At 58.6% G+C, this 26,459-nt stretch carries 18 protein-coding genes and 1 pseudogene; 9 read left to right on the top strand and 10 right to left on the bottom strand.

The window, feature by feature from the left end; translation table 11 throughout:
* The first annotated feature begins 24 nt into the window (after positions 1–24).
* On the top strand, positions 25–1,236 hold the full coding sequence (locus ACM1ZW_RS23425) for an acetate/propionate family kinase (RefSeq protein ID WP_416739456.1): 1,212 nt from the start codon (positions 25–27) through the stop codon (positions 1,234–1,236).
* A gap of 203 nt (positions 1,237–1,439) precedes the next feature.
* Here the strand turns inward: ACM1ZW_RS23425 and ACM1ZW_RS23420 are convergent, their stop codons facing one another.
* From ACM1ZW_RS23420 to ACM1ZW_RS23385, 8 genes are all read right to left on the bottom strand, one after another.
* Positions 1,440–2,045 (bottom strand): Spy/CpxP family protein refolding chaperone, encoded by a 606-nt coding sequence (locus ACM1ZW_RS23420; protein WP_416739455.1) that lies wholly within the window; start codon positions 2,043–2,045, stop codon positions 1,440–1,442.
* Positions 2,046–2,222: 177 nt separating this feature from the next.
* Entirely contained in the window at positions 2,223–2,783 is a 561-nt protein-coding gene (locus ACM1ZW_RS23415; RefSeq protein ID WP_416739454.1) for a nitroreductase family protein, read from the bottom strand.
* 140 nt (positions 2,784–2,923) lie between these two features.
* The gene (locus ACM1ZW_RS23410) at positions 2,924–3,166 is read right to left on the bottom strand and encodes an acyl carrier protein (protein WP_414883713.1); all 243 of its coding nucleotides are present in this window, start codon (positions 3,164–3,166) and stop codon (positions 2,924–2,926) included.
* Positions 3,167–3,177: 11 nt separating this feature from the next.
* Entirely contained in the window at positions 3,178–4,296 is a 1,119-nt protein-coding gene (locus ACM1ZW_RS23405; protein ID WP_416739453.1) for a dihydrolipoamide acetyltransferase family protein, read from the bottom strand.
* A gap of 46 nt (positions 4,297–4,342) precedes the next feature.
* Positions 4,343–5,329, bottom strand: a complete 987-nt coding sequence (locus ACM1ZW_RS23400) for an alpha-ketoacid dehydrogenase subunit beta (RefSeq protein ID WP_416739452.1) — start codon at positions 5,327–5,329, stop codon at positions 4,343–4,345.
* Complete coding sequence (pdhA, locus tag ACM1ZW_RS23395) at positions 5,326–6,309, bottom strand: pyruvate dehydrogenase (acetyl-transferring) E1 component subunit alpha (RefSeq protein WP_416739451.1); 984 nt, start codon at positions 6,307–6,309, stop codon at positions 5,326–5,328. Before pdhA ends, ACM1ZW_RS23400 begins: the two co-directional genes overlap by 4 nt.
* The gene (acsA, locus tag ACM1ZW_RS23390) at positions 6,306–8,069 is read right to left on the bottom strand and encodes an acetate--CoA ligase (RefSeq protein ID WP_416739450.1); all 1,764 of its coding nucleotides are present in this window, start codon (positions 8,067–8,069) and stop codon (positions 6,306–6,308) included. Before acsA ends, pdhA begins: the two co-directional genes overlap by 4 nt.
* A 30-nt stretch (positions 8,070–8,099) precedes the next feature.
* Positions 8,100–8,987, bottom strand: coding sequence for a universal stress protein (locus ACM1ZW_RS23385; protein ID WP_414879726.1), 888 nt, complete (start codon positions 8,985–8,987; stop codon positions 8,100–8,102).
* Positions 8,988–9,247: 260 nt separating this feature from the next.
* Here ACM1ZW_RS23385 and ACM1ZW_RS23380 point away from each other — a divergent pair, with 260 nt between their 5' ends.
* Entirely contained in the window at positions 9,248–10,300 is a 1,053-nt protein-coding gene (locus tag ACM1ZW_RS23380; protein WP_416739449.1) for a phosphotransferase, read from the top strand.
* Positions 10,301–10,321: 21 nt separating this feature from the next.
* Here the strand turns inward: ACM1ZW_RS23380 and groL are convergent, their stop codons facing one another.
* Positions 10,322–11,938 carry a chaperonin GroEL gene (gene groL / locus ACM1ZW_RS23375; protein ID WP_017338536.1) on the bottom strand — a complete coding sequence of 539 codons (1,617 nt, stop codon included), beginning with the start codon at positions 11,936–11,938 and terminating at the stop codon, positions 10,322–10,324.
* A gap of 301 nt (positions 11,939–12,239) precedes the next feature.
* Between groL and ACM1ZW_RS23370 the strand changes: the two genes are divergently transcribed.
* On the top strand, positions 12,240–12,737 hold the full coding sequence (locus ACM1ZW_RS23370; RefSeq protein ID WP_031318860.1) for a BCAM0308 family protein: 498 nt from the start codon (positions 12,240–12,242) through the stop codon (positions 12,735–12,737).
* A 74-nt stretch (positions 12,738–12,811) separates the two neighbouring features.
* On the opposite strand, the gene mgtA is transcribed toward ACM1ZW_RS23370, so the two are convergent.
* Positions 12,812–16,402: a magnesium-translocating P-type ATPase gene (gene mgtA, locus ACM1ZW_RS23365; RefSeq protein ID WP_416739448.1), complete on the bottom strand. Its 3,591-nt coding sequence runs from the start codon at positions 16,400–16,402 to the stop codon at positions 12,812–12,814.
* A 199-nt stretch (positions 16,403–16,601) separates the two neighbouring features.
* On the opposite strand from mgtA, the gene ACM1ZW_RS23360 reads away from it, so the two are divergent.
* The 6 genes and pseudogenes from ACM1ZW_RS23360 (at position 16,602) to ACM1ZW_RS23335 (ending at position 26,458) form a co-directional block, all read left to right on the top strand.
* Positions 16,602–18,281: an HAD-IIB family hydrolase gene (locus tag ACM1ZW_RS23360; protein WP_416739447.1), complete on the top strand. Its 1,680-nt coding sequence runs from the start codon at positions 16,602–16,604 to the stop codon at positions 18,279–18,281.
* A gap of 365 nt (positions 18,282–18,646) precedes the next feature.
* A pseudogene (locus tag ACM1ZW_RS23355) lies at positions 18,647–18,913 on the top strand (PAS domain-containing protein); the annotation flags it as partial.
* Positions 18,914–19,120: 207 nt separating this feature from the next.
* Positions 19,121–20,212 (top strand): methyl-accepting chemotaxis protein, encoded by a 1,092-nt coding sequence (locus ACM1ZW_RS23350; RefSeq protein ID WP_416740834.1) that lies wholly within the window; start codon positions 19,121–19,123, stop codon positions 20,210–20,212.
* A 536-nt stretch (positions 20,213–20,748) separates the two neighbouring features.
* The gene (locus tag ACM1ZW_RS23345; RefSeq protein ID WP_017338504.1) at positions 20,749–21,939 is read left to right on the top strand and encodes a cation:proton antiporter; all 1,191 of its coding nucleotides are present in this window, start codon (positions 20,749–20,751) and stop codon (positions 21,937–21,939) included.
* 224 nt (positions 21,940–22,163) lie between these two features.
* Positions 22,164–23,252, top strand: a complete 1,089-nt coding sequence (locus tag ACM1ZW_RS23340; RefSeq protein ID WP_414879864.1) for an efflux RND transporter periplasmic adaptor subunit — start codon at positions 22,164–22,166, stop codon at positions 23,250–23,252.
* A complete protein-coding gene (locus tag ACM1ZW_RS23335) occupies positions 23,249–26,458 on the top strand; it encodes an efflux RND transporter permease subunit (protein WP_416739446.1) in 3,210 nt (1,069 codons plus the stop codon). The genes ACM1ZW_RS23340 and ACM1ZW_RS23335 overlap by 4 nt, the downstream gene beginning before the upstream one ends.
* The last annotated feature ends 1 nt before the right edge of the window (position 26,459 follow it).

Genomic DNA, 26,459 nt, shown 5'->3' with positions numbered 1-26,459 from the left:
GCCTGTAACACGGGTAAACCTGCCATGAACGACACAGATACCGGTGAAGTGATCCTGGTCCTCAATGCGGGGTCGTCGAGCATCAAGTTTGCCCTGTTCGACGCGACCTGCAGCCCTTTGGCTCGTACACCACTGTGGCGCGCAAAGGTCGACGGCATCACGGGGCCAAACTCGGTGGTCAGCGAAAACGACGGCGACGATCAGCCACTGCCCCTTGATGAAAAGCATCCTTATCACGATGCCCTTGGGTATATTCGTGAGCGGCTGCACACTCGACTGGTAGGCCGTTCGATCAGGGCCATCGCCCACCGCGTCGTGCATGGAGGGATTAAATACTCCAAACCGGTATTGATCGACACGCAGGTACTGGCCGACCTTAAAAGCTACATCCCGCTAGCCCCTCTGCATCAGCCCTTTGCGCTGGAGGCCATCGAAACACTGCTACAAACCCGCCCCGACCTGCCACACGTGGTGTGTTTCGATACCGCCTTCCACCAGACCCTGCCAGACGTGGAGAAAATCCTGCCGCTGCCTTGGTCGGCCTGGGAAAGCGGCTTGCGTCGTTACGGGTTTCACGGGCTTTCCTATCGCTACCAATCCATTGCGCTGGCCGAGCGCTATGGCGATCAGGCGCGTGGCCGGACACTGGTCGCGCACCTGGGCAGCGGTGCCAGCCTGTGTGGCATGCGGGACTTGAAAAGCGTCGCCACCACCATGGGTTTCTCAGCGCTGGACGGTTTGATGATGGGCTCGCGCTGCGGGGCGCTGGACCCTGGCGCCGTGATTTTCCTGATGAAAACCTGGAAGCTGAGCCTCGAGCGGGTCAGCCATATTCTGTATCACGAGTCTGGCCTTCTGGGCGTTTCCGGGATTTCCAGCGACCCTCGCGAATTGCTCAAAGTCGAAGCCACCGAGCCTCGCGCGGCCATGGCCCTTGCGCTGTACCTGCGCCGCTTCATCCACGAAGCCGGTGCCTTGGTCGCGGCACTGGGTGGTCTGGACATGCTGGTGTTCACGGCTGGTATTGGCGAACACAACGCGGCGATTCGCTCTCGTATGTGCGCTGGCCTGCAGTATCTGGGCCTCGAACTGGACGAAACGGCTAACCAGGCCAATGCCCCAGTGATCTCGACCCCGGCCAGCCGAGTCAAGGTGGTGGTCGAGCCCACCAACGAAGAATGGGTCACGGCGCTCGACGCCCTCCGCCTGACCGAGCCAGTCAACCGGCAACGGTAACCGAGCATCTCGCTGCCGAAAAAGCCTGAAGCCATGCAAACGGTCGGGCCAATCCAAGGCGAGTGAATCCCCTGACTGCCCTGCCCCTGGCCGGGAAACCGGGAAGGTTTTTTTGTCCGGGGATAGGACTAGCCCTGTCTACGCGCAACGTTTTACCGTGTCGATTTTCATGATGTTCACCCAATCGAACAGTCAGTCAGCGCCTACTGCGGGTCTGTTGGGTCCTGGTCGCCGTCCATTTGCGGTTTTGGCATGTGCATTGGCATGTGCATCGGCATTTGCATTGGCATCTGCGCGCCGCCATAGCCAGCATGCCTGCGATGCATCACTGCCCAGAACAGGTCGAATATGGTTTTCTGTTCAGTTTCCAGAGTGTCATAAAACGTTTTGGTCCGCGCCTGAGCAGCATCCAGACGCACCAATTTCGCCTGCATCCAGTTGGTGTGTGCGCGCAGCCGCTCTATCCTTTTTGCCATTCTTTCCGGCGTCGTTGCATCAATTAGCGCTTGCTTCGAGTTCGCCATCTCGTCGTGCCGGGTCTTGTGCATTTCCAGTTGCTGATTGGCATCCGTGATGACCCCGTTAGCCCATGTCTCCCAGGCAGGCATTTGCTCTGGCTTGAGATTGAGCTTGGCTTTCAGATCATCCAGGGTCTGCTGCGTATGTTTGACCCAATCGACGTCCTGGGAATGATGGGACATGCCACCTTGCGGCGACATGGGTGGGTTGGCGAAGACGCCGGTGGATGGCAACAGGAAAACGCTCGCTGCTATCAACATGTATTGGCCGATCAAGCTTGATTTGTTCATTTCAGTTCTTCTCAACACCATGGTGGGAATGGTTCGAGATTAGGAGCCGGACAGGTGGACAATCTGATCCACATCAGAAAACAGCCAGACAAACGAGGCTGCGGCTAGACGGTCGATAGTGGCAGCCACCGTGCACGATGACGACGCTGCCGACATGGACGGTAGAGTGTTTTGCGATCAGCCAATCCAGCGAATCTCCGGCGCCTTGTGCAAGATGGGTCCAGGCGCAGATTTCGGGTGGCCGACGATAATGGGTGCCACTGGCGTCCACTCGGCCGGCAGGCCCAGGGCATGCTTGCCATCCGGCGTATTGAGATAGCTCTGCGCGAAACCGATCCAGCAGGTGGCAAGGCCTTCTGCATACGCGGCGAGCATCAGGTTCTCGGCAGCCAGTGCACAGTCTTCGACGATCCAGGGACTCGGCGCGTTTCCCGAAATCAGGATGAGTGCAGGCGCGTGATAGAAGATCTGAAAGTTTTCATCATTGAGCAACGTATGGAAGTGCTCGGAATGGAAGCCTGCCGGCATCGTCTTGAGCATGTACGCTTTCGCTTCACGGGAGATCCGGTCCAGCAGTGCCTGGTCGCGAATCACCGTGAAGGCCCAAGGTTGTTGGTTCATTGCGCTGGGCGCCTGGGCAGCGACACTGATCAAGCGCCGCAGGACGTTCTCATCAACGGCTTGCGTCGTGTATTCACGCGCAGAGCGCCGGCCGGAGATTGCCTTGTCGATGTTCATGAGTGCCTACCTGATAAAGGGCCACTCATAAGGTCGTCCACCCGCATGGACTTGCTGTTGATTTAGATCAAATCAAGGCGGAACCGCTACACCGGAGGCAGCGCAAGCATTCAACGCCCCGCAGCCACTGCTCGGTACCCTCATCCCTTTTGCCCCAGGTAGGTGATGAGTTTGTCCAGGGTGTCCACGGTTTGGTAATCGCTTTCAGGAATTGCAATTCCCAGACTCCGATTCAGAGCCTCAATGAAACGAAGCCAATCCATGGAATCCAGATCAACCTCTTCGCGCAGCGACCGATCAGATCGCAACTGATCGATTTCAAGTTCCGGAGCAATGCCTTTCAAGGCTTTCAATACTTCATCGCGGATCATTTGCGGGTTCATATGTCCTCTCCTCAAAGCGCCTCTGGCGTCTGCAGCAAGCGACGGACTTCGCCGAGAAAACGTGCGCCGTAATGACCGTCGCTGACTCGATGATCGGCAGACAAACTGCAAATGACGGTCGGCATGACACACAACTGGCCCTCTTTCACCCAGGGCCGCTCACTGATACGACCGAAACCGACCAAGGCCACCTGGGGTGGGTAGATCACCCCGAAAACGCTGTCTACACCCTGGTCGCCGAGTTGCGTGACCGTCATCCCGGCGCCTCCCAGCTCGGAGCTGCGCAGGGAACCGCTTCGGGCGCGCTCGACCAGGCTGGCCAGTTCACTCATTAAATGAGTCAGGGAGGCGTCTGCCACATGATGCAGCACCGGGGCGACCAGGCCACCCTGGCGCAGGGTGATTGCCACCCCAAGGTCGGTATCGAGTGCGGGCTTGAAGGCGTTATCCAGCCAGAAACCATTGAGCTGCGGATAGTCGTGCAAGGCCAGCGCCACCGCTTTGAGCAGCAAGACACCGGGCAGCAGGCGCTCTTGAATTGTGCTTTGCGCATTGTGTGCCTGCAGCCAGGCCATGGCGTTATCCAGGGCGATGGTTTCGCTGAGGTAGTAATGGGGAATCTCGCGTTTTGAACGAGTCATGGCCGCCGCAATGGCGTGCCGCATGGCCTGGTCGGGGTCCGGCGGATGCGCCACATGAGCGGCAGCCTCGATGTCCTCCAGGGTAACGACTCCATGTGGACCATGGCCTTTCATATCAGCGGTGCTGACGCCTAGCTCGGCAGCACGCTTGCGCGCCGCGGGAGATATCCGCGGGCGTCTGCCGGACGATGCCTGCTCTTCGATCAGCAGCGGCGCCGCGGTCGTTGTTCGTCGCGCACTGTGCGGATCTTCGCCCGGTTCCAACAACCAGGCGATGGTGGTACCGACCGGGACTTTGGCGCCGATATCGATCAGCAGTTGCGACACTGTGCCCTCATGCCAGCACTCGACATCGATGGCGGCCTTGGCGGTATCGACGACGGCAATCACCTGGCCCGGCTTGACCACATCGCCCGGATGGACTTTCCATTCCTGCAACGTGCCTTCATCCATATCAGCCCCCAGAGAGGGCAATTTGAATTCGATCATTGTTTACCCTCGTGGCTCGATACTCGAATAGGCCACGTCATTGCACTCACCCTGATGTCCCCCGGCACAGCTCATGAGCAGCTGCGACGATCGTCGACACTTGTGGCAGGGCCGCCTCTTCCAGATGCCGGGGATAAGGTATCGGCACTTCGGCGCTGCACACCCGTGCCGGCGGTGCATCCAGCTCGAAAAAGCCTTGTTCTATGATCCGCGTGATGATCTCGGCGGATAGACTGCCGCTGCGCCACCCCTCATCAACCACCAGGGCCCGACGGGTCTTGCAGACAGAAGCCATCAAAGTCTTGTCATCCAGAGGGCGCAGGACCCGCAGGTCGATGACTTCGCAATCAATGCCCTCACCGGCCAATACTTGCGCAGCCTCCAGGGCCTTGCCGAGTGTGCCGCCATAAGTGATCAGGGTCAGGTCCTTGCCGGTTCGGCGTACCTTGGCGGAGCTGATGTCCACCGTCTCCCACTCGCCCGCATCACCCTCCAGGTTGTAGAGCTGGGCGTGTTCGAATATCAGCACCGGGTCCGGATCCAGCAGCGCTGGCCAGAGCATGCCGCGCGCATCTTCGATGGTCGCCGGCGCCAGGATTTTCAGCCCGGGAATATGGGCGTACCAGCCTTCCAGGCTGTGCGAGTGTTGCGCCGCAAGCTGGCGTCCGGCGCCTGTCGCCATGCGCACAACCAAGGGCACGGAGAACTGTCCACCGGACATGTGCCTCAAGGCGGCAGCCGTATTCATCAACGGATCGAGGGCGAGCAGACTGAAGTTCACGGTCATGATTTCGACAATCGGTCGCATGCCCCCCAAAGCCGCCCCTATACCGGCTCCCACGAAACCCAGCTCGGACAATGGCGCGTCTCGAATGCGCTCGGGGCCGAACGCCTCAAGCAACCCCAGGGACACGGCATAACTGCCACCGTAGCGACCGACGTCTTCGCCCATCAGAAATACCCGCGGGTCCCGCTGCAGCGCCTCACGTATTGCCTCGCGCAGCGCTTCGCGATAGCTCATACGAATGCTCATGGCGCCGCCCTTGGGGTGTAGACATCGCGGGACAGATCCTCAAGCGGCTCCAGGCTACCGCTTTCGGCATAGGTAACGGCGGCTTCTACTTCAGCGTCCACCTGGGCCAGGATCGCCAGAAATCCGGGTTCGTCTAAAAGGCCCTCGGCCTTGAGCTGTGCACTGAACGTATGGATCGGCCCATGGGTCTTCCATTGCTCCACCTCGTCCTTGTCACGATACAGCTGTGGGTCGAACATCGAGTGGGCACGAAACCGATAGGTGCGGAACTCCAGAAAAAAAGGCCCACGCCCCGCACGGATGTGTTCAACCGCATCACGAGCGGCTTCGTAGACCGCGATCACGTCCATGCCATCGACAGACCGGCTATCGACTTTGTAGGCCGAGGCTTTCGCACACAGGTCCGTTTGCGACTGCGAACGGTCCAGGGCAGTCCCCATCGCATAGAGGTTGTTTTCGCAGCAAAACAGCATCGGCAGCTGCCACAATGCGGCCAGGTTGATGGACTCATGGAAGGCCCCTTCCGCCATCGCGCCTTCACCAAAAAAACAGGCTGAGAGACGCGATCCACCTTGCATGCGTTCAGCGAGCGCCAGGCCGACCGTCAGGGGCAAGCCTCCCGCCACGATTGCATTGCCGCCGAAGAATCGTGCCGTGGCATCAAACAGGTGCATTGAGCCGCCGCGCCCTCGCGAGCATCCTTCCTGGCGCCCATACATCTCGGCCATGATCGCCCCCATGGGGACACCCTTGATCAGGGCGTGGCCATGTTCGCGATACGTCGCAACCACGGCATCGTTGGCTGCCAGTGCATGCAGAACGCCGACAGCTACCGCTTCTTCGCCGATGTACAGGTGCAGAAAGCCACGAATCTTGCCCTCCCCATACAACTCGCCAGCCCGCTCCTCAAGACGACGGATACGCACCATGTCCCGCAGCAGGTCGAGAGCAATGTCCTGGGACCGCGATGGGAGGCTCATGACGGGCTCTCCATGCTGGACGTATCGCCTTCAGGCAAACCCAGTTCCCGGGCCTTGAGCAAACGCCGCATGAGTTTTCCGCTACGGGTGTGCGGAAGCACTTCCACAAATTCCAGTTCCTTGGGCGCAACGACCGCCCCGAGGCGCTTGCGTCCGTGACCGAGCAACTCGTCGTGCAAGGCCTGGCTGGCAGTGAAACCACGCTTGAGTGAAACAAAGGCCTTCACGGTTTCGCCCAACAGCGGATCGGGCTTGCCAATCACTGCGGCCTCGGCCACAGCCGGGTGTTCCATGAGAGAGCTTTCAACCTCGAACGGACCGATCAGGTGACCCGCCGACTTGATGACATCGTCACTGCGACCAATGAACCAGTAGTAACCGTCGGCATCGCGACGCACGAGATCGCCGCTCAGGTACCACTCACCGACAAAGCACTGACGGTAACGCTCCTCCTGCCCCAGGTAGGCACGGAACATGGCAGGCCATGGCTGTTTCAAGGCAAGGTCACCGACCTCGTTGTCACCCAGAAACACCAGACCGCCCTCTTCTCCTCGAACGACGATGGCCGCCTCGACACCCGGCAAAGGCTTACCCATGGAGCCTGGTTTGATGGGCATGGCGAGCGTGTTGGCAATCATGATGCCGCCGGTTTCGGTCTGCCACCAATTGTCGTGGATCGGCAGCCCAAGCACCTCTTTGCCCCACCAGACCGCCTCGGGATTGAGCGGCTCGCCGACACTGGCAATAAACCGCAGACTCGGAAAATGATGGCCGCGTGCCAAGGCTTCGCCTGCTTTCATCAACAGGCGAATGGCCGTCGGGGCGGTATACCAGACTGTCACCTGTTGCTTCTCAAGTATCCGGTACCAACGCTCGGCATCGAATTCATTGCCCTCGACCACACTGGTGACGCCCAACAACAACGGGGCAAAGATCCCATAGGAAGTGCCGGTCACCCAACCCGGATCGGCGCTGCACCAATAGACATCATCGGGGTGCAAGTCCAAGGCGTATTTTCCGGTGACGCGGTGGGTCAGCGCCGCGCCATGGACATGCAACACGCCTTTTGGGGTGCCCGTCGTGCCGCTGGTGAAGTGTAAAAGTGCCGGGCTGTCGGCGGTCGTATTGGCAACGGCGAAGGCTTCATCTGCCTGCGCCAGCAGTTGATGCAGATTGAGCGTCCCCTCGATCTGCGCCGTATCGCCGCCGTTTTCGTCATACAGCAGCACCTGTTTGAGTGCCGGCAAACGCTCGCGTATGGCCGCGACCTTGCGCCGGTAGAGGGGTTCGCTGGTCAGCAACACACTGGCTTCGCCAAGACGCATACGGGTTTCGATGGGTTCGGGACCGAACGCACAGAACAAGGGAGACACCACGCAACCGAGTTTCAGGCCACCGAGCACGCCCAGATAAAGTTCCAGCCCCCGGCCACAGAGTACAAATAATCGTTCGCCGGGCATCACGCCCAGTTTTTTCAATACATTGGCAAATCGGTTGGTCAGGAGGCTCAGTTGGGCGTAGCTGATGTCGCGACTACACCCATTGCGGTCAAGAATGCGCAGTGCCGTATGCCGTCGATGCGCACCCTGCGCATGCCGATCCACGGCCTCATACGCAACGTTCAAACCGCCGCCCGGCAAACCGGCCAGAGCACTGGCTTCCACCTGCCAGGAAAAGGCCTCGCGAGCTTTCACACTATCGAGCCAATTTGGCGCTAGCGGCAAGTTGGCCAGGGTTTTCTTAATGATCGCTGGATGCATGATTGCCCACCTTGAGTCGTCGGTCCGTCCCTAGACCGCCAGGACGCTGCAGGGCACCTGATACAGAATATGTTCTGTCGTGCTGCCCAGTAGTTTCTCCATCCCGTGGTACTGGACTCTGCCCAACACAATCACATCCACGTCGTGCTTGTTGGCAAACTCGCTCAGCGCCGAGACAGGATGTCCCAGAATGAAATGCCGCCGGTTAGCAGGCACACCGTACCGACCGGCGAATTTCAGGAACGATTTTTCCAGCTCTTTGCGCAGCCCCTGGGTCAGCTCCGACAGTTTTAAGCTCCCGCCCAATTCCTCCAGGCAATCTTCCCTAATGTCACAGGCAAACAGCAGGTGCAACTCGGCATCACACTGTATGGCGAGGCTGGAGGCCTGTTGGATAATGCGGTCATTGAGTTCGCTGTTCTCAGGCCCACCCGCCGCCGCATCAACCGCCGCCACGATCTTGCGCGGCAGCGCATGGTGAGTCCCGCCTACCAGATAAACCGGTACCGGACAGTGGCGCAGCAAGTGCCAGTCCAGCGGGGTGAAAAACGTGCGCTTGAGCGCTGATTCTTGCTGGATTTCCTTGATCAAAAGGTCGGGCTGCAATTCCTTGACGTGATCCAGGATGTCTTGCTCCATGTCATCAGCCCAAGCCACCTCGGTGGTCACCACGACCCCGCTGCCACGCAGATGTCTGGCCTGATCGCTCAGCCAATCACGATGGTCCTGCAGGTAGCGTTCCCGCGCCTTTTCCCGGTCGCCTTCTTCGAGCAGCGACAAAAGGTTCAACGCCGGGATCAACGCCGCAATATGCAAACGTGCACCGCTGGCCCTGGCGAGCGCTGCGGCATGGTCGATTGCCGGAGAATGGCGCAGGGCCAGGTGGATGATGAGTAACAAATGTTGATACTGGCTCATGGTCTGACTCCAGGCAGAGCGCTTCAACGCTTGCCGCTGATCCTCGTAGGGCACAGCCGTTGCGTCCACGCCGGACCAAGCACCAACGTTGATTCAGGTTGCTCCGCTGCAATGTGCCTGACGTTGATAAATATCAAATACCGGCGTGAGGCCCGTGAGACACGCAGCCTTTCATTCCACCGTACTTGATCAATATCAATCGGAGCGGGCCTTCGCTTCTTCACACTGCCGAAAAGTCCGCAGACGGCGTGGTGGCGAGAATGAACACCCTGCAAGACGAGGTCATTGCCTTTCTCTCCAGGCCGTCCAGCTACGGCACGTCAAACCAGCCAGTGGAGCGTATCGAGACCCATGGTTCGGTGATTTTTCTGCACGCCGACCGCGCCTACAAACTCAAACGCGCCGTGGCGTTTGCCGAGCTGGATTTCTTAAGCCTGGAAAGCCGCAAAAACGCCTGTGAGGCAGAGCTACTGTTGAATCGACGGACAGCGCCGACGCTGTATTTGAGCCTGTGTCCGATCAATCGCCAGACGAATGGCCAGCTGGCACTCAATGGTTGCGGACCCGTGGTTGACTGGCTCGTGGTGATGCGTCGTTTCGCTCAGGATCGGCTGTTTGACCGCATGGCCGTTGAAGGACGCCTGACTGAACCGATGCTGGAACAGTTGGGGGCGGAGATCGCCCGCTTTCATGCCAGCGCACAAATCACCCCTTCTTTCGGTCGCATTTTGGACCTGTATGAAGAAATCGAGAAAAATCATCGGGAAATGTCTCGCTACTCGCCTCTCCTCGATTTCGCGACAGTCACCGCGATTGCTCACACCTCCCGGACCCAGCTGGAGTCGTTGACCGGCTGCCTCGAAGGTCGCCGCCGTGAGGGCCGCGTTCGACGCTGCCATGGTGATATGCGCTTGGCCAATATCTGCCTGCTCGACGGCCAGCCCACACTCTTCGATGGTATCGAGTTCAGTGAGCGGCTTGCCTGCATCGATGTGCTCTACGACCTGGCTTTTGTGCTGATGGACCTGCAACACCATGGCCTGAACAGGCTGGGAGCACGGCTGTTGTCCAGCTACCTCAACCACAGTGATGCGCAGGAAGACTGCAAACCCTTGGCGTTTTTCCTTTCTTTGCGGGCTGCCACGCGCTCCTTCTCCCTCGCGGGGGCTGCGCTACGTCATGCCGATCCGGCCAAGCGATACGAAAAAAAAGAACAAGCTGTCCAATTGATGCACCAGGCACTGAGTTATTTGCACGGCGAAAACCCGATCCTCAATCACCTGACGATGACCAAGGCAGCCTCCTGCACATGAGCTTTGTCCGCTACGGGATTTTCATTCAGGGAAAGACGGCTGGGCAGGTGATTCCTTTTCCGGAATATCAGTCATGGTCGCCTCGGTCAGCAGCAAGATACTGGCGACTGAAACGGCATTTTCGAGGGCAATACGCACCACCTTGGTCGGGTCGATGATGCCGGCTTCGTACATGTCGACATAGCAATTGGCGGACGCATCGAAGCCAATGTTCCCAGGTTCGGCGAGCATGCGCGCAATCACGACGCCGGCATCCACTGCTGAATTCTCAGCGATGAGTCTGGCCGGAGCTTCCAGCGCCCGGCGAAGAATCTGCAAGCCGGTCCTGGCATCGCCTTCATAACGGGCCTCTTCGGCCGCGAGAATCGGGACGGCCTTGAGCAACGCAAGACCACCTCCCGGCACAATGCCTTCGGCGATCGCCGCCCGGGTCGCTGAGATGGCATCATCCAGCGCATCCTTGCGCGCCTTCATTTCGGCTTCGGAAGGCGCCCCGACCCGGATCACCGCAACACCGCCAGACAGCCTCGCCAGTCGTTCCTGAAGCTTTTCACGGTCGTAATCGCTGGTGGTACTGTCTATTTGCGTTCGAATCTGCTGCAAACGTGCCTCGATGGCCTCGCGTGTGCCGGCGCCCCCTATCAGCGCCGTGCTGTCTTTTTGCACCACGACTCGATGTGCACGTCCCAACTGGTTCAGCTCCACCTGTTCCAGGGTGACACCCAGTTCGTTGGAAACCACCGTTGCCCCCGTCAGAACGGCCATGTCCTGCAGCATTTCCTTGCGCCGATCACCAAAGCCAGGAGCCTTGATCGCCACCGCTCGCAGAACGCCCCGTATCTGGTTGACGACCAGCGTGGTCAACGCCTCACCTTCAATATCGTCAGCGATCAAAACCAGTGGTTGCCCGCTTTTGGCCACGAGCTCAAGCAAGGGCAGCAAGTCTTTGAGTGCACCGATCTTATGGTCACAGAGCAGCAGGCAGGCGTCATCGAGTTCGACCTGCATCTTCTCGGCATCAGTGACGAAATAGGGTGAAACAAAGCCTCGGTCAAACCGCATTCCTTCCATGACCTCGACCACTGTTTCGGTGGTCTTGGACTCCTCGACACTGACGACGCCTTCAACGCCGACCTTTTCCAGGGCGTCTGCCACCAACTGACCGATGACGGCATCGTTATGCGCCGACAGCGTGGCGACCTGGGCCTTTTCCTTGAGCGTGCTGACCGGTCGCGATTGAGCGGCGAGGGATTCGACGACCAACAACAGTCCGCGATCCAGGCCACGCTTGAGGTCGATCGCACTGGCACCCGCGACGACGTTGCGGATGCCATCGGCCAGGATTGCATGGGCGAGCACCGTTGACGTACTGGTCCCGTCCCCGACCGCATCGCCTGTGCGTTCGGCCGCCTGACGCAGCATTTGCGCGCCCAGGTTTTCCTCGGGGTCGAGCAGATCAATGCGTTTGGCGATCGTCACGCCATCATTGCAGACCGTGGGATTGCCCCATTTATTCTGGATCAGTACCGATTTTGATTTCGGGCCCAGCGTCACCCGTACGGCGTCCGCCAACTGTGTGGCGCCACTCAGGATTTTCTCGCGAGCTGCAGCACGAAACATGATTTTAGTGTGAGCCATCAGGATGCTCTCCCGGCCGGTTTTACAACAAGTGCGTTTTTGCAGCGTCTATGAACTGGCTCGTGTGACGTTGACTTTTATCAACAAAATCCCAACGCCATCGAACCCTCCCTGTGTTTCAAAGGTGACCGGCTGTCAGCTGCCGCCCCTGAATTGACAAAGATCAATTCGCGCAGCAAGAAACCGGGACCAAATGGAGGTGTGAAAACCAAGGTGTGTTCAGCGGGCTGAAGAGGAAGGAACGGTTTTTCAGTCACGGTTATAGATGGAGTTTTTCCATCTCATGTGCGAGGAGGAAACCATGGACAAGTTTCAGCAAAGTCAGAAAAGCAAGCTGTTCAAAACATCCACCCACGATCCCTACAAGTTGCCGCGGGTTGAAGGTTCAGCCATCTGCACGCAATGCGACGCGGTCTATCAAGCCGGTAACTGGACCTGGAAACACCCCGAAAACACGATCATTCCTGGGGCGCAAGCAGTGACCTGCCCGGCGTGCCGACGCATCGATGACAACATGCCAGCGGGTACGGTTACGCTATCGGGCAGCTTCTTGCTCAAGCATCGAAATGAAATCATCCACCTGATCGAAAACACTGAAAAAAAGGAAAAGGTCGATCATGCCCTCGAACGCATCATCAACCTGGCCGATTCTGGGGATGACCTGATCGTGACCACGACCGGCATCCATCTCGCGAATCGCCTGGGCCATGCTCTGGAAGCCGCGTACAAAGGGAACGCTGATTACCAGTATGGCGATGATGAGTATGGCCTGAGCGTCAAGTGGAGACGTGACGAATAAAGCCGGGCGCAGTGGAACGAGCCCGTGAGCCCATGCCTTCCCCATCGTGACGAAAAGGTCGGCAAACACCTGGCTCAAGCATGACGACGATGGGATGTGTGATGACGTTTTGAGCGCTGACGACGGTAGAAAATGCGCTTCACACATTCAGCTGAAACCAGGTACACCACGCTGATTGTCAACACCACAGCGATGATGTGGAATGGCAAAGGCACCAAGCCGAACCAAGGGGCTACCGGACTGTACGGTAGCCCGATTGCGAGCAGGCCGATGCACAACGCACTGATCATCAGCAGTTTCGCCGGGCGGCTTTGGTAAAACGGTCTGTACGTCCGCACGATGAAGATCGTCAGCAGTTGAGTCAACAGTGACTCAACGAACCAACCGCTGCGGAACACTTCGGGAACCCTCTCTGCGAGCAGGTAAAGGGCTACGAACGTCAGCATGTCGAACAGCGAGCTCACCAGCCCGAAAACCACCATGAAGTTGCGGATTTCGGTGATATTCCAGCGATGAGGGGTGCTTTCCCATTCGCGATCAACGTTGTCGTTGGCAATGCCCATGGAAGGAATGTCAGACAATAGATTGTTGAGCAATATTTGCTTGGCCAACAGTGGCAGGAAGGGTAACGCCAGAGAAGCCAGGGCCATGCTGATCATATTGCCGAAGTTGGCACTGGACACGATTGAAATGTATTTGAGGGTGTTGGCAAAGGTATGCCGGCCCTCTTCGATGCCTTCGCGCAAGACGTCCAAATTGTGCTCCAGCAACACGAAGTCTGCCGCCTGCTTTGCCACGTCGGCGGCGTTGTCTACCGAGATCCCGATATCGGCCACTTGCAGGGCCGGGGCATCGTTGATGCCATCCCCCATGTACCCGACCACATGCCCGGTCTTCTGCAACGCCCGGATGATGCGCTCTTTCTGGTTGGGGTCGACCTCGGCGAACAGGGTCGTCAGTGGGGCCAGGTGCATCAGCGCTTCGTCTTTCATCGCCGAGAGTTCGGCGCCGGTGATGATTCGCTCCACAGGCAGGCCCACCGCCAGGCCTACATGGCGCGCGACCAGATGGCTGTCGCCGCTGATGATTTTCACTTGCACCCCGAGCTTGTCGAGAGTGGCGATAGTGTCCTTGACCCCGGGTTCCGGTGGATCGAAGAACAACAGAAAACCACGAAAGATCATGTCCCTTTCTTCACTGCGGCCATAGTGCGGTTGATCCGGCAGCACGCGACTGGCAAGGCCCAGGACTCGAAACCCCTGCTCGCTCCAGTCTGCGAAACGCTGGACAATTGCCGCTCGCTCCGTGTCATTGAGTGCGAATACCTGGTCGCCTCGGCGCAGTTGAGTGCAGACCTCCAGCACATTATCCAGCGCCCCTTTGGTGACCATCAGCGTGTCGGCCTCAGGCGCATTGCCCACCACCACGCTCAGGCGCTTGCGCACAAAGTCATACGGGACTTCATCGCGCTTGATGACCTGCGGACAAGGGCTCAGGCTTTTGCCCGCCAGGGTAATGGCGTCGTCCATCGCGTTGCGCATACCGGTCTGCAAGCTCGCATTGAGCACCGCCAACTGCAGTATCTGCGAGTCGGCGGTGCCATCGACGTCCATTGCACCGTCCAGCACCACGACACCCCGGGTCAGCGTGCCCGTCTTGTCAGTGCACAGAATGTCCATCGCGCCCAGGTTCTCGATGGCGTTGAGGTGCCGAACGATGACCCCTTTGGCCGCCATGCGCTGAGCACCTTTTGCCAGCGTGATACTGAGGATCGCGGGCAGTAATTCGGGTGACATCCCGATGGACAATGCAATGGCGAACAACAGGGTATCGAGGGTCGGACGGTGCAGCAGAATATTGATGCCGAACACCACGATCGTGATCACCAGCATCACCCGCAGCAGCAAGCCACCGAAATGCCTCAAACCGCGCTCAAATTCGGTTTCGGGAGGCCGTAGCGACAAGGTCCGGGCGATGTGGCCGATTTCGCTTTCATCGGCATAGCGCGTGACGAGCACTTCGGCCGTGCCGCTGCGCACCGAGGTGCCCATGAACACGCAGTTATGGCGCTGTCCCAGGGCAGCGTCGGCTGCGCATTCCCCGGGCAGTTTCTCCACCGGAAAGGTTTCGCCGGTCAGCAGGCTTTCACTGACAAAGCAATCGAGGGCCTGCAGCAGGCGGCCGTCAGCGGCGATGAGGCTGCCCGCGCTGAGCAGCATGACGTCACCGGGCACCACTTCTGCGGCGGCCACCTCAACGATCCGGCCGTCCCGGCGTACCGTTGCCCGCAAAGCGATTTTGTTGCGTAACTGTTCCACTGCCGTGCTGGCGCGATTTTCATACCAGGCACTGAGTACCGCGCTGATCAGGACAATGCACCAGACGATCGCTGCATCAAGCCAGTCTCCTACCGCCAAAGCGACCAATGCGCCCGCAACCAGAATCAGAACCAGCGGCGTGCGCATTTGCTCAAGCACCAACCTGGCCAATCCCTGAGGCCGATCCTTGGCCTGCGTTCGTGCACTGCGCATTCGGGATTTGGCTTGTGCACTGCTTAACCCTGTTTCGGCGCTGTGCAACGTGCCGAGCAACTGGCTGACCGCAAGGCTCCAATAATCGGCATCAGCGTACTCCGCGTTTTTTTTTGCCGGCGGATGCCATTCGCGATGCGCCAGCCAAAGGCCTGGCAACATCGGTAACCAGAACGTCAGGCCGCGAAACAGCAACGTGGCGGACAGCGCCACCGCAATGTTCACCCCGACCCAGTGCAACGTCACGACGGCCGCGGCTTCAAAAGCCCCCAGGCCTCCCGGCACAATGCCGATACTGCGCAATACGCTGGCGAGCATGAAACCGGCAAACAGCCCCAATGGCGGCGCCGAAACACCCAGTGCGCGGACCAGCACCCACAATGTCGCGCTGTCCAGCATGATAATCGCCAACTTCAGCAGCGTGATGCGCCAGAGCAAGGTGCGGCTGCGTACTAACTGCCGATCAGCCCCGGTGAGAAACGAAACGCCTTTGGCGACAATCGAAAAACGCTGTCCCGGCACATGGGACGCCAGGTTCGTATAGCCCGCCAGTTTTGGCGTGATGACCGCCAACATCAGGCTTGCCGCCACAAATACTGAACACAGGGTCATGACGGCGGCAGTTGCATGTCCCTGAAACATCACCACCGGCAACGCCACGCCGACTGACAATCCATAGGCCAGGAAGTACCCGGACAAATCCAGCACCAGACACGCCAGGACAACCGGCTTTTCGAACCCGAGTCTTGCGAAGGATGCGACGACCGCGAAGGCCCCACTGATGCCGGAGGACGGCAGTGCTTGATCGACAAACAGCTTCATCACGCTGAGTTTGCCCGCGTCCCAAAGCGAAAGGTGTTGCGCTCTTGCTTTGAGCACCACGCGAAAAACCTGTCCCTGTGCCAGATATGTGAGCGCTTGCAGCCCAAGGGCTCCCACGAGCCACAGCGGCTCTGCCTCCATCAGCAATTGCGTGAACGATTCGAGATCAGTGAAATGCAGCGCGACGCCAACGACCATCGCACAGATCGCCGCACCCAGCAGCCACGCCCCCCACAGTGCAGTGCGATTGTAATGCTGGCCTTCAACAACTGGCGGGGGAGTGAAATCCGGGATGGGCGGTTTAACGGGCATGCCATACCCCTGAGCTGTTCAGCAGACAACTGGATTCTGGTCCGGCAGTGGTGGTTTTGTTTGATTCAAGTCAAGCACACCCGCTTTCCCACGAGCACGATGATGAAAACCGCTTTTACCCTCCTCTGCCTGCCACGTTGCCCTCATCAAATTCAGGCTGGACGAGGCCCCACCCAACCAGGCCAGCAAAGGAGCGAGCATGCACTTTTTAGCCCTAGCGGTGGACTTTGACGGAACCATTGCCGAAAACGGTAGCGTTCCACCAGAGGTCTGTGCCTCGCTCACAACCCTTAAAAACAGCGGTCGCAAGTTATTGCTGATTACAGGCCGGGAACTGCAAGCGCTCAAGCATCATTTTCCACACCTGGAACTGTTTGACATGGTGGTCGCAGAAAACGGCGCGCTCTTGTACGACCCGCTCACAGACACCGAGGAGCTCATCGCAGATCCGGCTTCGACGGAGTTGGTTAGCCGCCTGCGCGACCACGGCGTCGCGCCGTTGTCGATCGGCCGGTCGGTCATCGCCACATGGCACCCGTTCGAGAACACGGTGAGCAACAGCATTCGCGAGCTTGGCCTTGAACTGCAGATGACCTTCAACAAGGATGCGATCATGGTCTTGCCCTCGTGTGTGAACAAGGCATCGGGCCTGAGTGCCGCCTTGCGAAGACTCGGCATTTGCGAGCTGAACGTGGTGGGCGTAGGCGATGCAGAAAACGACCACTCCTTTCTATCGATCTGTGGCTGCGCCGCCGCTGTGAGCAATGCCATCGAGTCTATAAAGTCCAGCGCTGACCTGTGCCTCAGCCAAGATCATGGTCGAGGGGTCTGTGAATTGGTGGGCTTGCTGCTGGAAAAAGACGCCAGGCTGGTTCCCGTCGAGCGCACCGGGATCCAGCTGGGCCGGACCACCAATGCTCGGGAGGTATGGCTTCCTCCAGAATCGGTGATGCTGGTCGTTGGAAATTCGGGTTCTGGCAAATCCAGCTACATCACCTGGCTGACAGAACGGATGGTCGAGGCTCACCAGGGATTTTGCATCATTGATCCCGAGGGGGATTATCTGACCCTGGACGATGCGGTAACGGTGGGTGGCCTGACCGCCCCACCGACGACAGAGGAGTCGGTCCATCACCTTTTACAGGCGCAGCTCAATGTGGTGGTGAGCGCCCTTGCTCTGGATCTGGCAGCACGTGTGCAACTGTTTGGCGAACTACTGCCCTTTATCCAGCATCTTCGCAGTGCTTCGGGTCGGCCCTACTGGTTGATCGTGGACGAAGCTCATTACATGCTCCCCCACTGTGCCGATTGGCCGCCCGGTTTTCTCGGAAACATCGGTGCAATCATCGTCGCCCCCGACTTCGATCAAGTCTGCCCGGCCCTGCTTGAGGGGGTAGACGTGCTGGTGACACTCGGCAGTACGGCCAGGGAACTGGCCGAACAGTTCGCCAAACGCATGCAGCGCAGCAGCCCCGAGTTTCCAGAACGTTTGCCAGGCCTCGAACATGCCTGTATCTGGAAACTTCGCGAAGGCGATGAGGTGTTCCTGCTCGATCAGGTGCAGCCCAATCAAAAGCACCATCGGCACAGCGGCAAGTACGTCGCCGGGGATGTCGGCGCATGGCATTCATTCCACTTTCCTACGCTTGGCCAAAGTGCCTCGAACCTGACGGAGTTTTTGTCCTCGTCATCGCAACTTGCGGACCTCACCCTTCGCGAACACATGGATGCCGGGGATTTTTCCAATTGGTTCCGCAAGGTGATCCGGGACGATGTGCTTGCCAACAAGACACACCTTATTGAAACAGACAGGACCCTGGCCCCCAAGAATGCGCTGGAACAGATCACGCGACTTGTGCAATCGCGCTATCACCTCTAGGAAATCACGGCTGAACTGCCCGGAGTTCAAGCCCAACGGCATCGGAACGCGATGAATTTCACCCCGCGGGACGTATTTTTCCCCGCATCGGCAGCCCCGCAGCACTGGCGGTCACTCAGATGCTGTCGCGACCGTTTTGCTGCGGAGATACCAATGGATGAGCGAGGCATCATCACGTGCTGCAATGGCACCTTCGTCGAGGGGCCGTTTCGATGTCCTGCCGGGAAGTTAACTCCGAGCCGTGCTGTCACTTCAAAGATCCACACTTTCCTTTTCGGACGTATGACCGCCCCTTTTGGAATGACTCATTAACCTTTCTCATATTGCAGCCGATGCCCCTACGTTAGGGCATAGGAGCAATACAGATGAGAAACAACCAACCAGTTACACAGCGCGAGGTCACCCTTGGGTCTCAACAAAAACTCATCTCGGCAACAGATGCGCGGGGCGTCATCACGTACTGCAATGACGCCTTCGTCGAAATCAGCGGTTTCAACAAATCCGACCTGATCGGCGCGCCTCAAAACATCGTTCGTCACCCCGACGTTCCTTCGGCCGTCTTTGCCCATATGTGGGGCGCGCTCAAGCTTGGCAAGCCGTGGATGGGCATCGTCAAGAACCGCTCAAAAAACGGCGACCACTACTGGGTGAACGCCTACGTCACGCCGATTTTCGAGGGGCGTGAGGTTGTGGGCTACGAGTCGGTCAGGGTCAAGCCGACGGCCGAGCAGATCCGTCGCGCCGAAACCCTCTATAAACGCATCAGCCTGGGTAAGTCGGCCGTCCCGGCCAGTGATCAATGGCAACCCGCCCTGCTCGCCTGGCTGCCGGTGTTGACCATGGGCCTGGTGGGTGCATTGGGCGGCGTGTTCCTCGGCATGTCAGAGGCGATCATGCTGGCTGTCGGCGTATCGGTGCCGCTCGGGCTGTGGGTGTCGAGTCGCCAAAACCGCGGCGCGCTGCAACTGCTGGAAATGGCTGAAGCCTCAACCTGCGACGCGTTGCTGGCCAAAATGTACAGCGACGAACGTGGCCCCCAGGCACGCCTTGAAACGGCGTTTGTCAGTCAGGCCTCCCGGCTCAAGACGTGCCTCACCCGGCTGCAGGATACGGCAGAGCAACTGACCGGCCTGGCCGGCCGATCCGACGGCCTCGCCGCCGACAGTTCCCGTGGGCTTGACCGCCAACGGGTCGAGACCGAGCAGGTGTCGGCAGCGGTCAATCAGATGGCGGCCACCACACAGGAAGTCGCCAGCCACGTCCAGCGCACCGCCGACGCTACCCAGGAAGCCAATGTGTTGACCGGACGCGGACGCGACGTGGCCCGGGACACCCGCGAAGCCATTCAGCGCCTCTCGGTGGTGGTGGGTGAAACCGGGCTGACAGTCGCGCAACTGGCCAAGGACAGCAATGACATCGGCACAGTGGTCGATGTCATCAAGGGCATTGCCGACCAGACCAACCTGCTGGCGCTGAACGCCGCCATCGAAGCCGCGCGAGCCGGCGACATGGGCCGAGGCTTTGCGGTGGTCGCCGATGAAGTGCGCCAGTTGGCGCAGCGCACGACGGAGTCCACGACGCAAATCCATGGGCTGATTTCCAAGCTGCAGGTCTCGTCCAACAACGCGGTGAAAACCATGGAAAGCGGTCAACGCCAGGCCGAAGAAGGCGTGGCGTGGGTGCTTGAGGCCGATAAGGCATTAGTCGGTATCAGTGAGGCCGTCGCGAACATCACGGATATGACCACCCAGATCGCCGCTGCGACCGAGGAACAAACCGCCGTGGCCGAGGAAATCAGCCGCAATATCACGACCATTGCCAATTTGGCGGATCAGACATCGGAACAAGCCAGGCATTCGGCAGAGCTGAGCAAGGAATTAACCCAGACCGCTAACAGTCAGTACTCGTTGGTCGAGCGATTTAACCGATAACCATCGCGTCGGGCACTCAAGCGCATAGATCAATGTGCTCTGTCGCCAGACTTTCTTGGGCGGTGTGACGAGCCGCCCCCTTTCAGGGCTTTCGAGTTAAGCCTGTTTCATGACCCGTTCAATCATCCTGCAGGCCTGATTCTTTGTCAGGAGTTCCTGGGTAATGGCGACGGGTATCGCCTAAAGATCCAGGCAGACACGATGTTGGTAATAGTTCAGGAATGGAATCTGGTCATAGATTGATTTAAATCAGATGACACAACAACCAGTGAACTCAACCTGCTTTACCTCTTCTCCTGCATTCGAGTCACTCATGTCTGAAGCTCCCGGAAAACTACGGCCAGGTGCACGGGTTGCATTGGAGCCGGTTCTATGAACGGTGATTTTCGAAGATGTCAGGGTCCAGCCAGGAATGAAATCGGGAGACTCGGTCAAGCCCGAACATCTGAAATGATCTGTCTTTCTGCGCTTTAGACACCGCGTCAGCATCGCAATGCTGCCATTGCTGCCGCATCAACCTGGACAGGCAAGTCACCATGTATCAGAACTTAGCCCTGCTCGCCGCTTTCCTTCTGATCTACAGCATATTTGCTGGGCGTTTCGAGTCACGCCTGCTCAATGGACCTCTCATGTTCATGCTCGCCGGCCTGATTCTCGGTCCGGCGTATTTGGGTATTCTCGAGCCCCGGATTAACAAGGACGGCCTCAAAATCCTGGCGGAACTGACATTGGCGATTGTTCTCTTCAGCGATGCAGCCAACGCCGACCTCAAAGTTCTAAGAGCGCATGAAGGATTGCCGCTGCGCTTGTTAATGATAGGACTGCCACTGACCATGCTAAGCGGTTGGCTGGTCGGTATCTGGCTGTTCCCGCAGATCCCCCTGGTTGAACTGGCAATACTGGCAACTCTTCTGGCGCCAACCGATGCTGCGCTGGGCAAGGCTGTTGTGAGCAACCCCAAGGTCCCTGCGTCTGTGCGTGAAGGTTTAAACGTGGAGAGCGGGTTGAATGATGGCATCTGCGTTCCGGTGCTACTGATGTTCCTGGCCCTGTTGGTCGAAGAGCAGACTCAATCTCCCCTCTCGCTGGCGTTGGAGTTGGTTATCGAGGAACTGGGCATCGGTGCAATCACGGGTGTCGCCCTTACGTTTGGCGCCTGGCTGTTGCAGCGTTACTCTGGAAAACACCGTTGGCAAACACCCATGTGGTCACAATTGACCCTGCCCGGGTTAGCCATTCTTTGCTTTGCCACAGCGCAAGCATCAGGCGGCAGCGGGTTTATCGCTTCGTTCGTCGGAGGGTTGCTCGCCAGCTATTTATTTACAGAGCAGAAGCATCAGTTGCTCAAGGCCAGCGAAGAGTTCGCCAGTCTGCTGTCAGTCATAACCTGGGTCGTATTCGGCGCACTGGTGATCCCTTGGGCCTGGAGCAGTTTCACCTGGAACATCTGGCTGTATGCAGTGCTCAGTCTCACCGTGATTCGCATACTGCCTGTGCTCATCAGCCTGGCAGGCACCGGCTTCGATTTCGAAACCCGCCTGTTCATCGGATGGTTCGGCCCGCGAGGCTTGGCAAGTATCGTCTTCGCCATAATGATCCTGGACTACCCTCTGCAAGCCAGCCGTACCTTGGTGGCCGTTGCGGCCTGTACCGTTTTACTCAGTGTTCTACTACATGGCTTGAGTGCCAATCCATGGGTCTCACGGTTGGCGAATCGCGATCATTGATTTTTGTCAGAAATGCCACCTTCTACGGGTGCTAGCGTTGGGATGATTGGCTACGCTTCTGTTCAAGTAGCCATCACACGGAGCAGGGTATGGGCGAGAACATGAAGGCTGTCAGACGGCTTGTTGGCTTGCCCATCGCCATTATGGCAGGGGTCTTGAGCCTGGTTGCCGGTTGCGGCAAAGAGCCCGCTACCCTGGCCCGCCAGGCACCCGATGTCACGGTCATGACGGTTACCACGCGCGACACCCCGGTGACGTTCGAATTCGTTGCCCAAACACAGAGTTCCCGCGAGGTAGAGATCCGCGCCCGGGTTGCCGGCTTCCTGGAAAAGCGGCTGTACACCGAAGGCGATTTGGTGAAAAGCGGGCAAACGCTGTTCCAGATGGACCGTAAACCTTTTGAAGCCTCGTTGCTGTCGGCGCAGGGTCAATTGGCTCAACAACAGGCACGCTGGGAAGTGGCCAAGGCCACATTGGCCCGTGTCCGTCCCCTGGCGGCACAGAATGCGGTCAGCAAGATGGATCTGGACAATGCCGTCGGCGATGAACGTCAGACCCGGGCCGCCGTGCTTGCCGCCGAGGGTACGGTTCGAACCGAGCAATTGAACCTCAGTTACACCACCATCGCCTCTCCCCTCACCGGTCTTTCAAGCTTTGCCAAAAAGCAGGAAGGCAGTTACGTCACACCAGGTGAGTCCGGGCTGCTGACCACCGTCTCACAGATGGACCCAATCTACGTCAACTTCAGTCTTTCGGAAAACGAGACACTCAAGTTCCGCGACGAGATTGCTAACGGCCACCTCCTATTCCCGCTGCGCAGTGATTTTATCGTAGAAGTGGTGCTGGCCGACGGCTCAGTGGTACCTGACCGTGGTCGCCTGAATTTTGCCGCGCCCTCTTATAGCCAGGACACGGGCACCTTTCTGGTCCGCGCCGTGGTGGCCAACCCGAACGGTCAACTGCGTCCCGGCCAATTCGTACGGGCGCGGGCAATCGGAGCTTCCAGGCCGAACGCCATTGTGGTGCCGCAGAAGGCAGTTCTGGAGGGGGCCAAGAGCCACTTCGTCTGGGTGATCAATGCTGAGGGCAAGCCAGAGCAACGCGTTGTCGAAGTGGGTGACTGGCATGGCGATGACTGGTTCATCACTCAAGGCTTGCAAGCGGGTGAACGCATAGTGGTCGACGGTGCGATCCGAGTGACGCCCGGAGGGCCGCTGAATATCATCTCCCCTCCTCCCACCACGCAGGCAGGCGAGACAACAGCGAAACCGACAGCGGCCAAATCGGCGAAAGACAGTGGGCGTAGCCCATGAGCATTTCACACTACTGCATTGATCGCCCCATCTTCGCTTCAGTGATCTCGATCATCATCACCTTGGCTGGCGCAGTGGCGATGGTAAATTTGCCGGTCGCCCAGTATCCGGATATTACGCCACCGCAAATTACGGTTTCAGCGACCTACCCGGGCGCCGATGCACAGGTCGTGGCCAATAATGTGGCAGCGCCCATCGAGCAGCAGGTCAATGGCGCCGACAACATGATCTACATGAACTCGTCGAGCTCCGCGACGGGCAACATGACCCTCAACGTCTTCTTCGAGATTGGCACCGACCCTTCTCTTGCCCAAGTCGACGTGCAAAACCGGGTCAACCTGGCCCTGCCGCAATTGCCTTCGGCGGTTCAGAGCCAGGGTATCCAGGTGCAGAAGAAATCCTCGGCGTTCATGATGGTTCTTGCCGTGTATTCTGCCGGCGACCGCTATGACAGCACCTATGTCGCCAACTACGCCAACCTCTACATTCTGGATGCGATCAAGCGTATTCCGGGCGCCAACCAGGCCAGTATCTTTGGCACGCCGGACTACGCCATGCGGATCTGGCTCAAACCCGACCGAATGGCTCAGTTGGGAATTACTGCCGCCGACGTACAGAAAGCGGTCACCAACCAGAACCAGCAATTCGCCGTAGGCCGCGTTGGTCAATCCCCGACGGGCCAGGCCGTGGAACAGTCCTTTGCCGTGACCACCAAGGGCCGCCTGACTGAACCTGCGGAGTTCGAGAACATCATCTTGCGCGCCAGCAACGACGGAGCGGCCATTGTTCGTCTGAAGGACATCGGTCGAGCCGAGCTGGGGCAAAAAGACTACTCCTTGCGCAGCACCTATCAGGGGCGTCCCGCCACATTGATTGCGGTGTATCAACAACCGGGGGCAAACGCACTCGACGTCTCGGCAGCCGTGACGTCAACCCTGGCGCAAATGAAGACGACCTTTCCCGAAGGGATCGAATACAAAATCGTGATGGACACCACTGCGTTTACCCGCGCGTCGATTTCCGAAGTGATAAACACCTTTTTCGAAGCGCTGGTGTTGGTGGTCGTGGTGGTTTTCATCTTTCTGCAGAGCTTGCGCGCCACGCTGATCCCGGTGCTCGCCGTGCCGGTGTCCATTGTGGGCACCTTTATCGGCATGTCGGCCCTCGGGTTTTCGGTGAACATGCTGACGCTGTTTGGCATGGTACTGGCCATCGGCATCGTGGTAGACGACGCCATCGTGGTGATTGAAAACGTCGAACGCAATATGCACGTGCACAAGATGAACCCCAAGGACGCGGCGAAACGCGCCATGGATGAAGTGGCCGGCCCCGTGGTCGCTATCGTGCTGGTGCTGTGCGCGGTGTTCGTCCCGGTGGCATTCATGGGAGGTATCACTGGCCAACTCTACAAACAGTTCGCGATCACCATCGCCATTTCCGTGGTGATCTCCGGCCTTGTGGCCTTGACACTTTCGCCGGCCCTGGCGGCCCTGCTGCTCAAGCCCCAACACGGCGAAAAGAACGCTTTTTTCCGCTGGTTCGAGCGCAGCTTCGAACGCATGACCGAAGGCTACTCGCGCTCGGTGGCGTTTATGATCAAGCGCTTTGTCCTGGCGTTGTTACTCTTTGCCGGCATGATCGTTCTGATTCTGCTGATGGCGCAGCGCATTCCCAGTGCCTTCCTGCCACCGGAAGACCAGGGTTATCTGCTGGGGGCCGTGATCATGCCCGACGCCGCCAGCCTGGATCGCACTGGCGAGGTGGGCAAAATCGCCAGTGACTTCTTCATGAACGATGAGGCCGTCGAGGGCGTCGCCATCGTTAACGGCTACAGCCTGCTCGACGGCCAGAACAAGAACAATGCCGGCGCCTTCTTCGTCGGTTTCAAGGATTTCGAGGAGCGCTACAAGGACTCGGAAACGATCAAGGAGCAAAGTGCCCCGGCGGTGATTCAGAAAGCCGCTCGCGCTTTTTCCACGGTACAGGGCGGGATCATTCTTCCGGTCAATCCGCCGTCGATTCCCGGACTGGGCACCACAGGCGGCATGGAGGTATGGGTGCAAAGCAAGGGAGATGCCGGCGTCGAGCAACTGGCCGAAATGGTCGGCAACCTTGTCGCAAAAGCCAGGCAGCGCCCGGAACTCGGCGCCATCACCTCCACCTTCAACGTGTTTTCCCGGCAATTGCTGGTCGACGTAGACCGGGAAAAGGCAGAGACGCTGGGGGTGCCGGTGGAAGACGTCTACAGCACCATGCAAACCATGTTCGGCTCTCTCTATGTGTCTCAATTCAACAAATTCAGCCGCCTGTGGCAGGTGATTCTGCAGGCCGAACCGAGCTATCGACTCAAGGCCGAAGACTTGCAGCAAATTTATGTGCGCAGCAAAACCCTCGGGATGGTGCCGCTCAAAGCCCTGCTGACCACCCGCTACGTCACCGGTCCCGATCTGCTGACCCGTTTCAATAACTTCCCGGCGGTCAAACTCACCGCCAACGCGGCACCGGGCTACAGTTCCGGCCAAGCGCTCAAGGCCCTGGAAGAAATCAGCGCTGAGATCATGACCAACGACTACGCCCTGGCCTTGAGTGGCGAAGCCTTCGAGGAGAAAAAAAGCGGCGGTGCCTCCTCTCAGGTCTTCATCTTCGGCCTGATCATGGTGTTCCTGATCCTGGCGGCTCAGTACGAGAAATGGTCCCTGCCCGTCGGTGTGTTGCTGGCGGTGCCCTTTGCATTGTTCGGTGCACTGCTTGCCGTTCTGATCCGCGGGTTAAGCAATGACGTCTACTTCCAGATCGGCTTGACCATGCTGGTAGCCCTGGCCGCCAAGAACGCCATCCTCATTTTCGAGTTTGCGGTACTGAACCGGGAAAACGGCATGTCTGCCTATGATGCGGCAATGACGGCCGCCCGGGAGCGTTTGCGGCCAATCGTGATGACGTCCCTGGCGTTCATTTTGGGTTGCGTTCCGCTGGCCATTGCCGTCGGGGCATCCGAGAACAGCCGACACTCCATCGGTACCGGTGTGATCGGCGGGATGCTGGCGGCGACCGTCATCGCCATCTTCTTTATCCCCCTCTTCTACTACCTCGTTGAACGCATGACTGAGAAGAAAGGTGCGGTCAAACAGACATCCCCGCCGCCTGCGCTATCGTCGCCCGGTGAGATTCCCGGCGGCGCCCCCCTGCACAAATATGAGGGGGATTGAG

The organism is Pseudomonas sp. NFX71 (assembly GCF_048079215.1).
GTDB classification, from domain to species: Bacteria; Pseudomonadota; Gammaproteobacteria; order Pseudomonadales; family Pseudomonadaceae; genus Aquipseudomonas; species Aquipseudomonas fluorescens_B.
The sequence above is the reverse complement of the archived record's forward strand: the minus strand, read 5'-3'. Positions and strand labels throughout refer to the sequence as shown.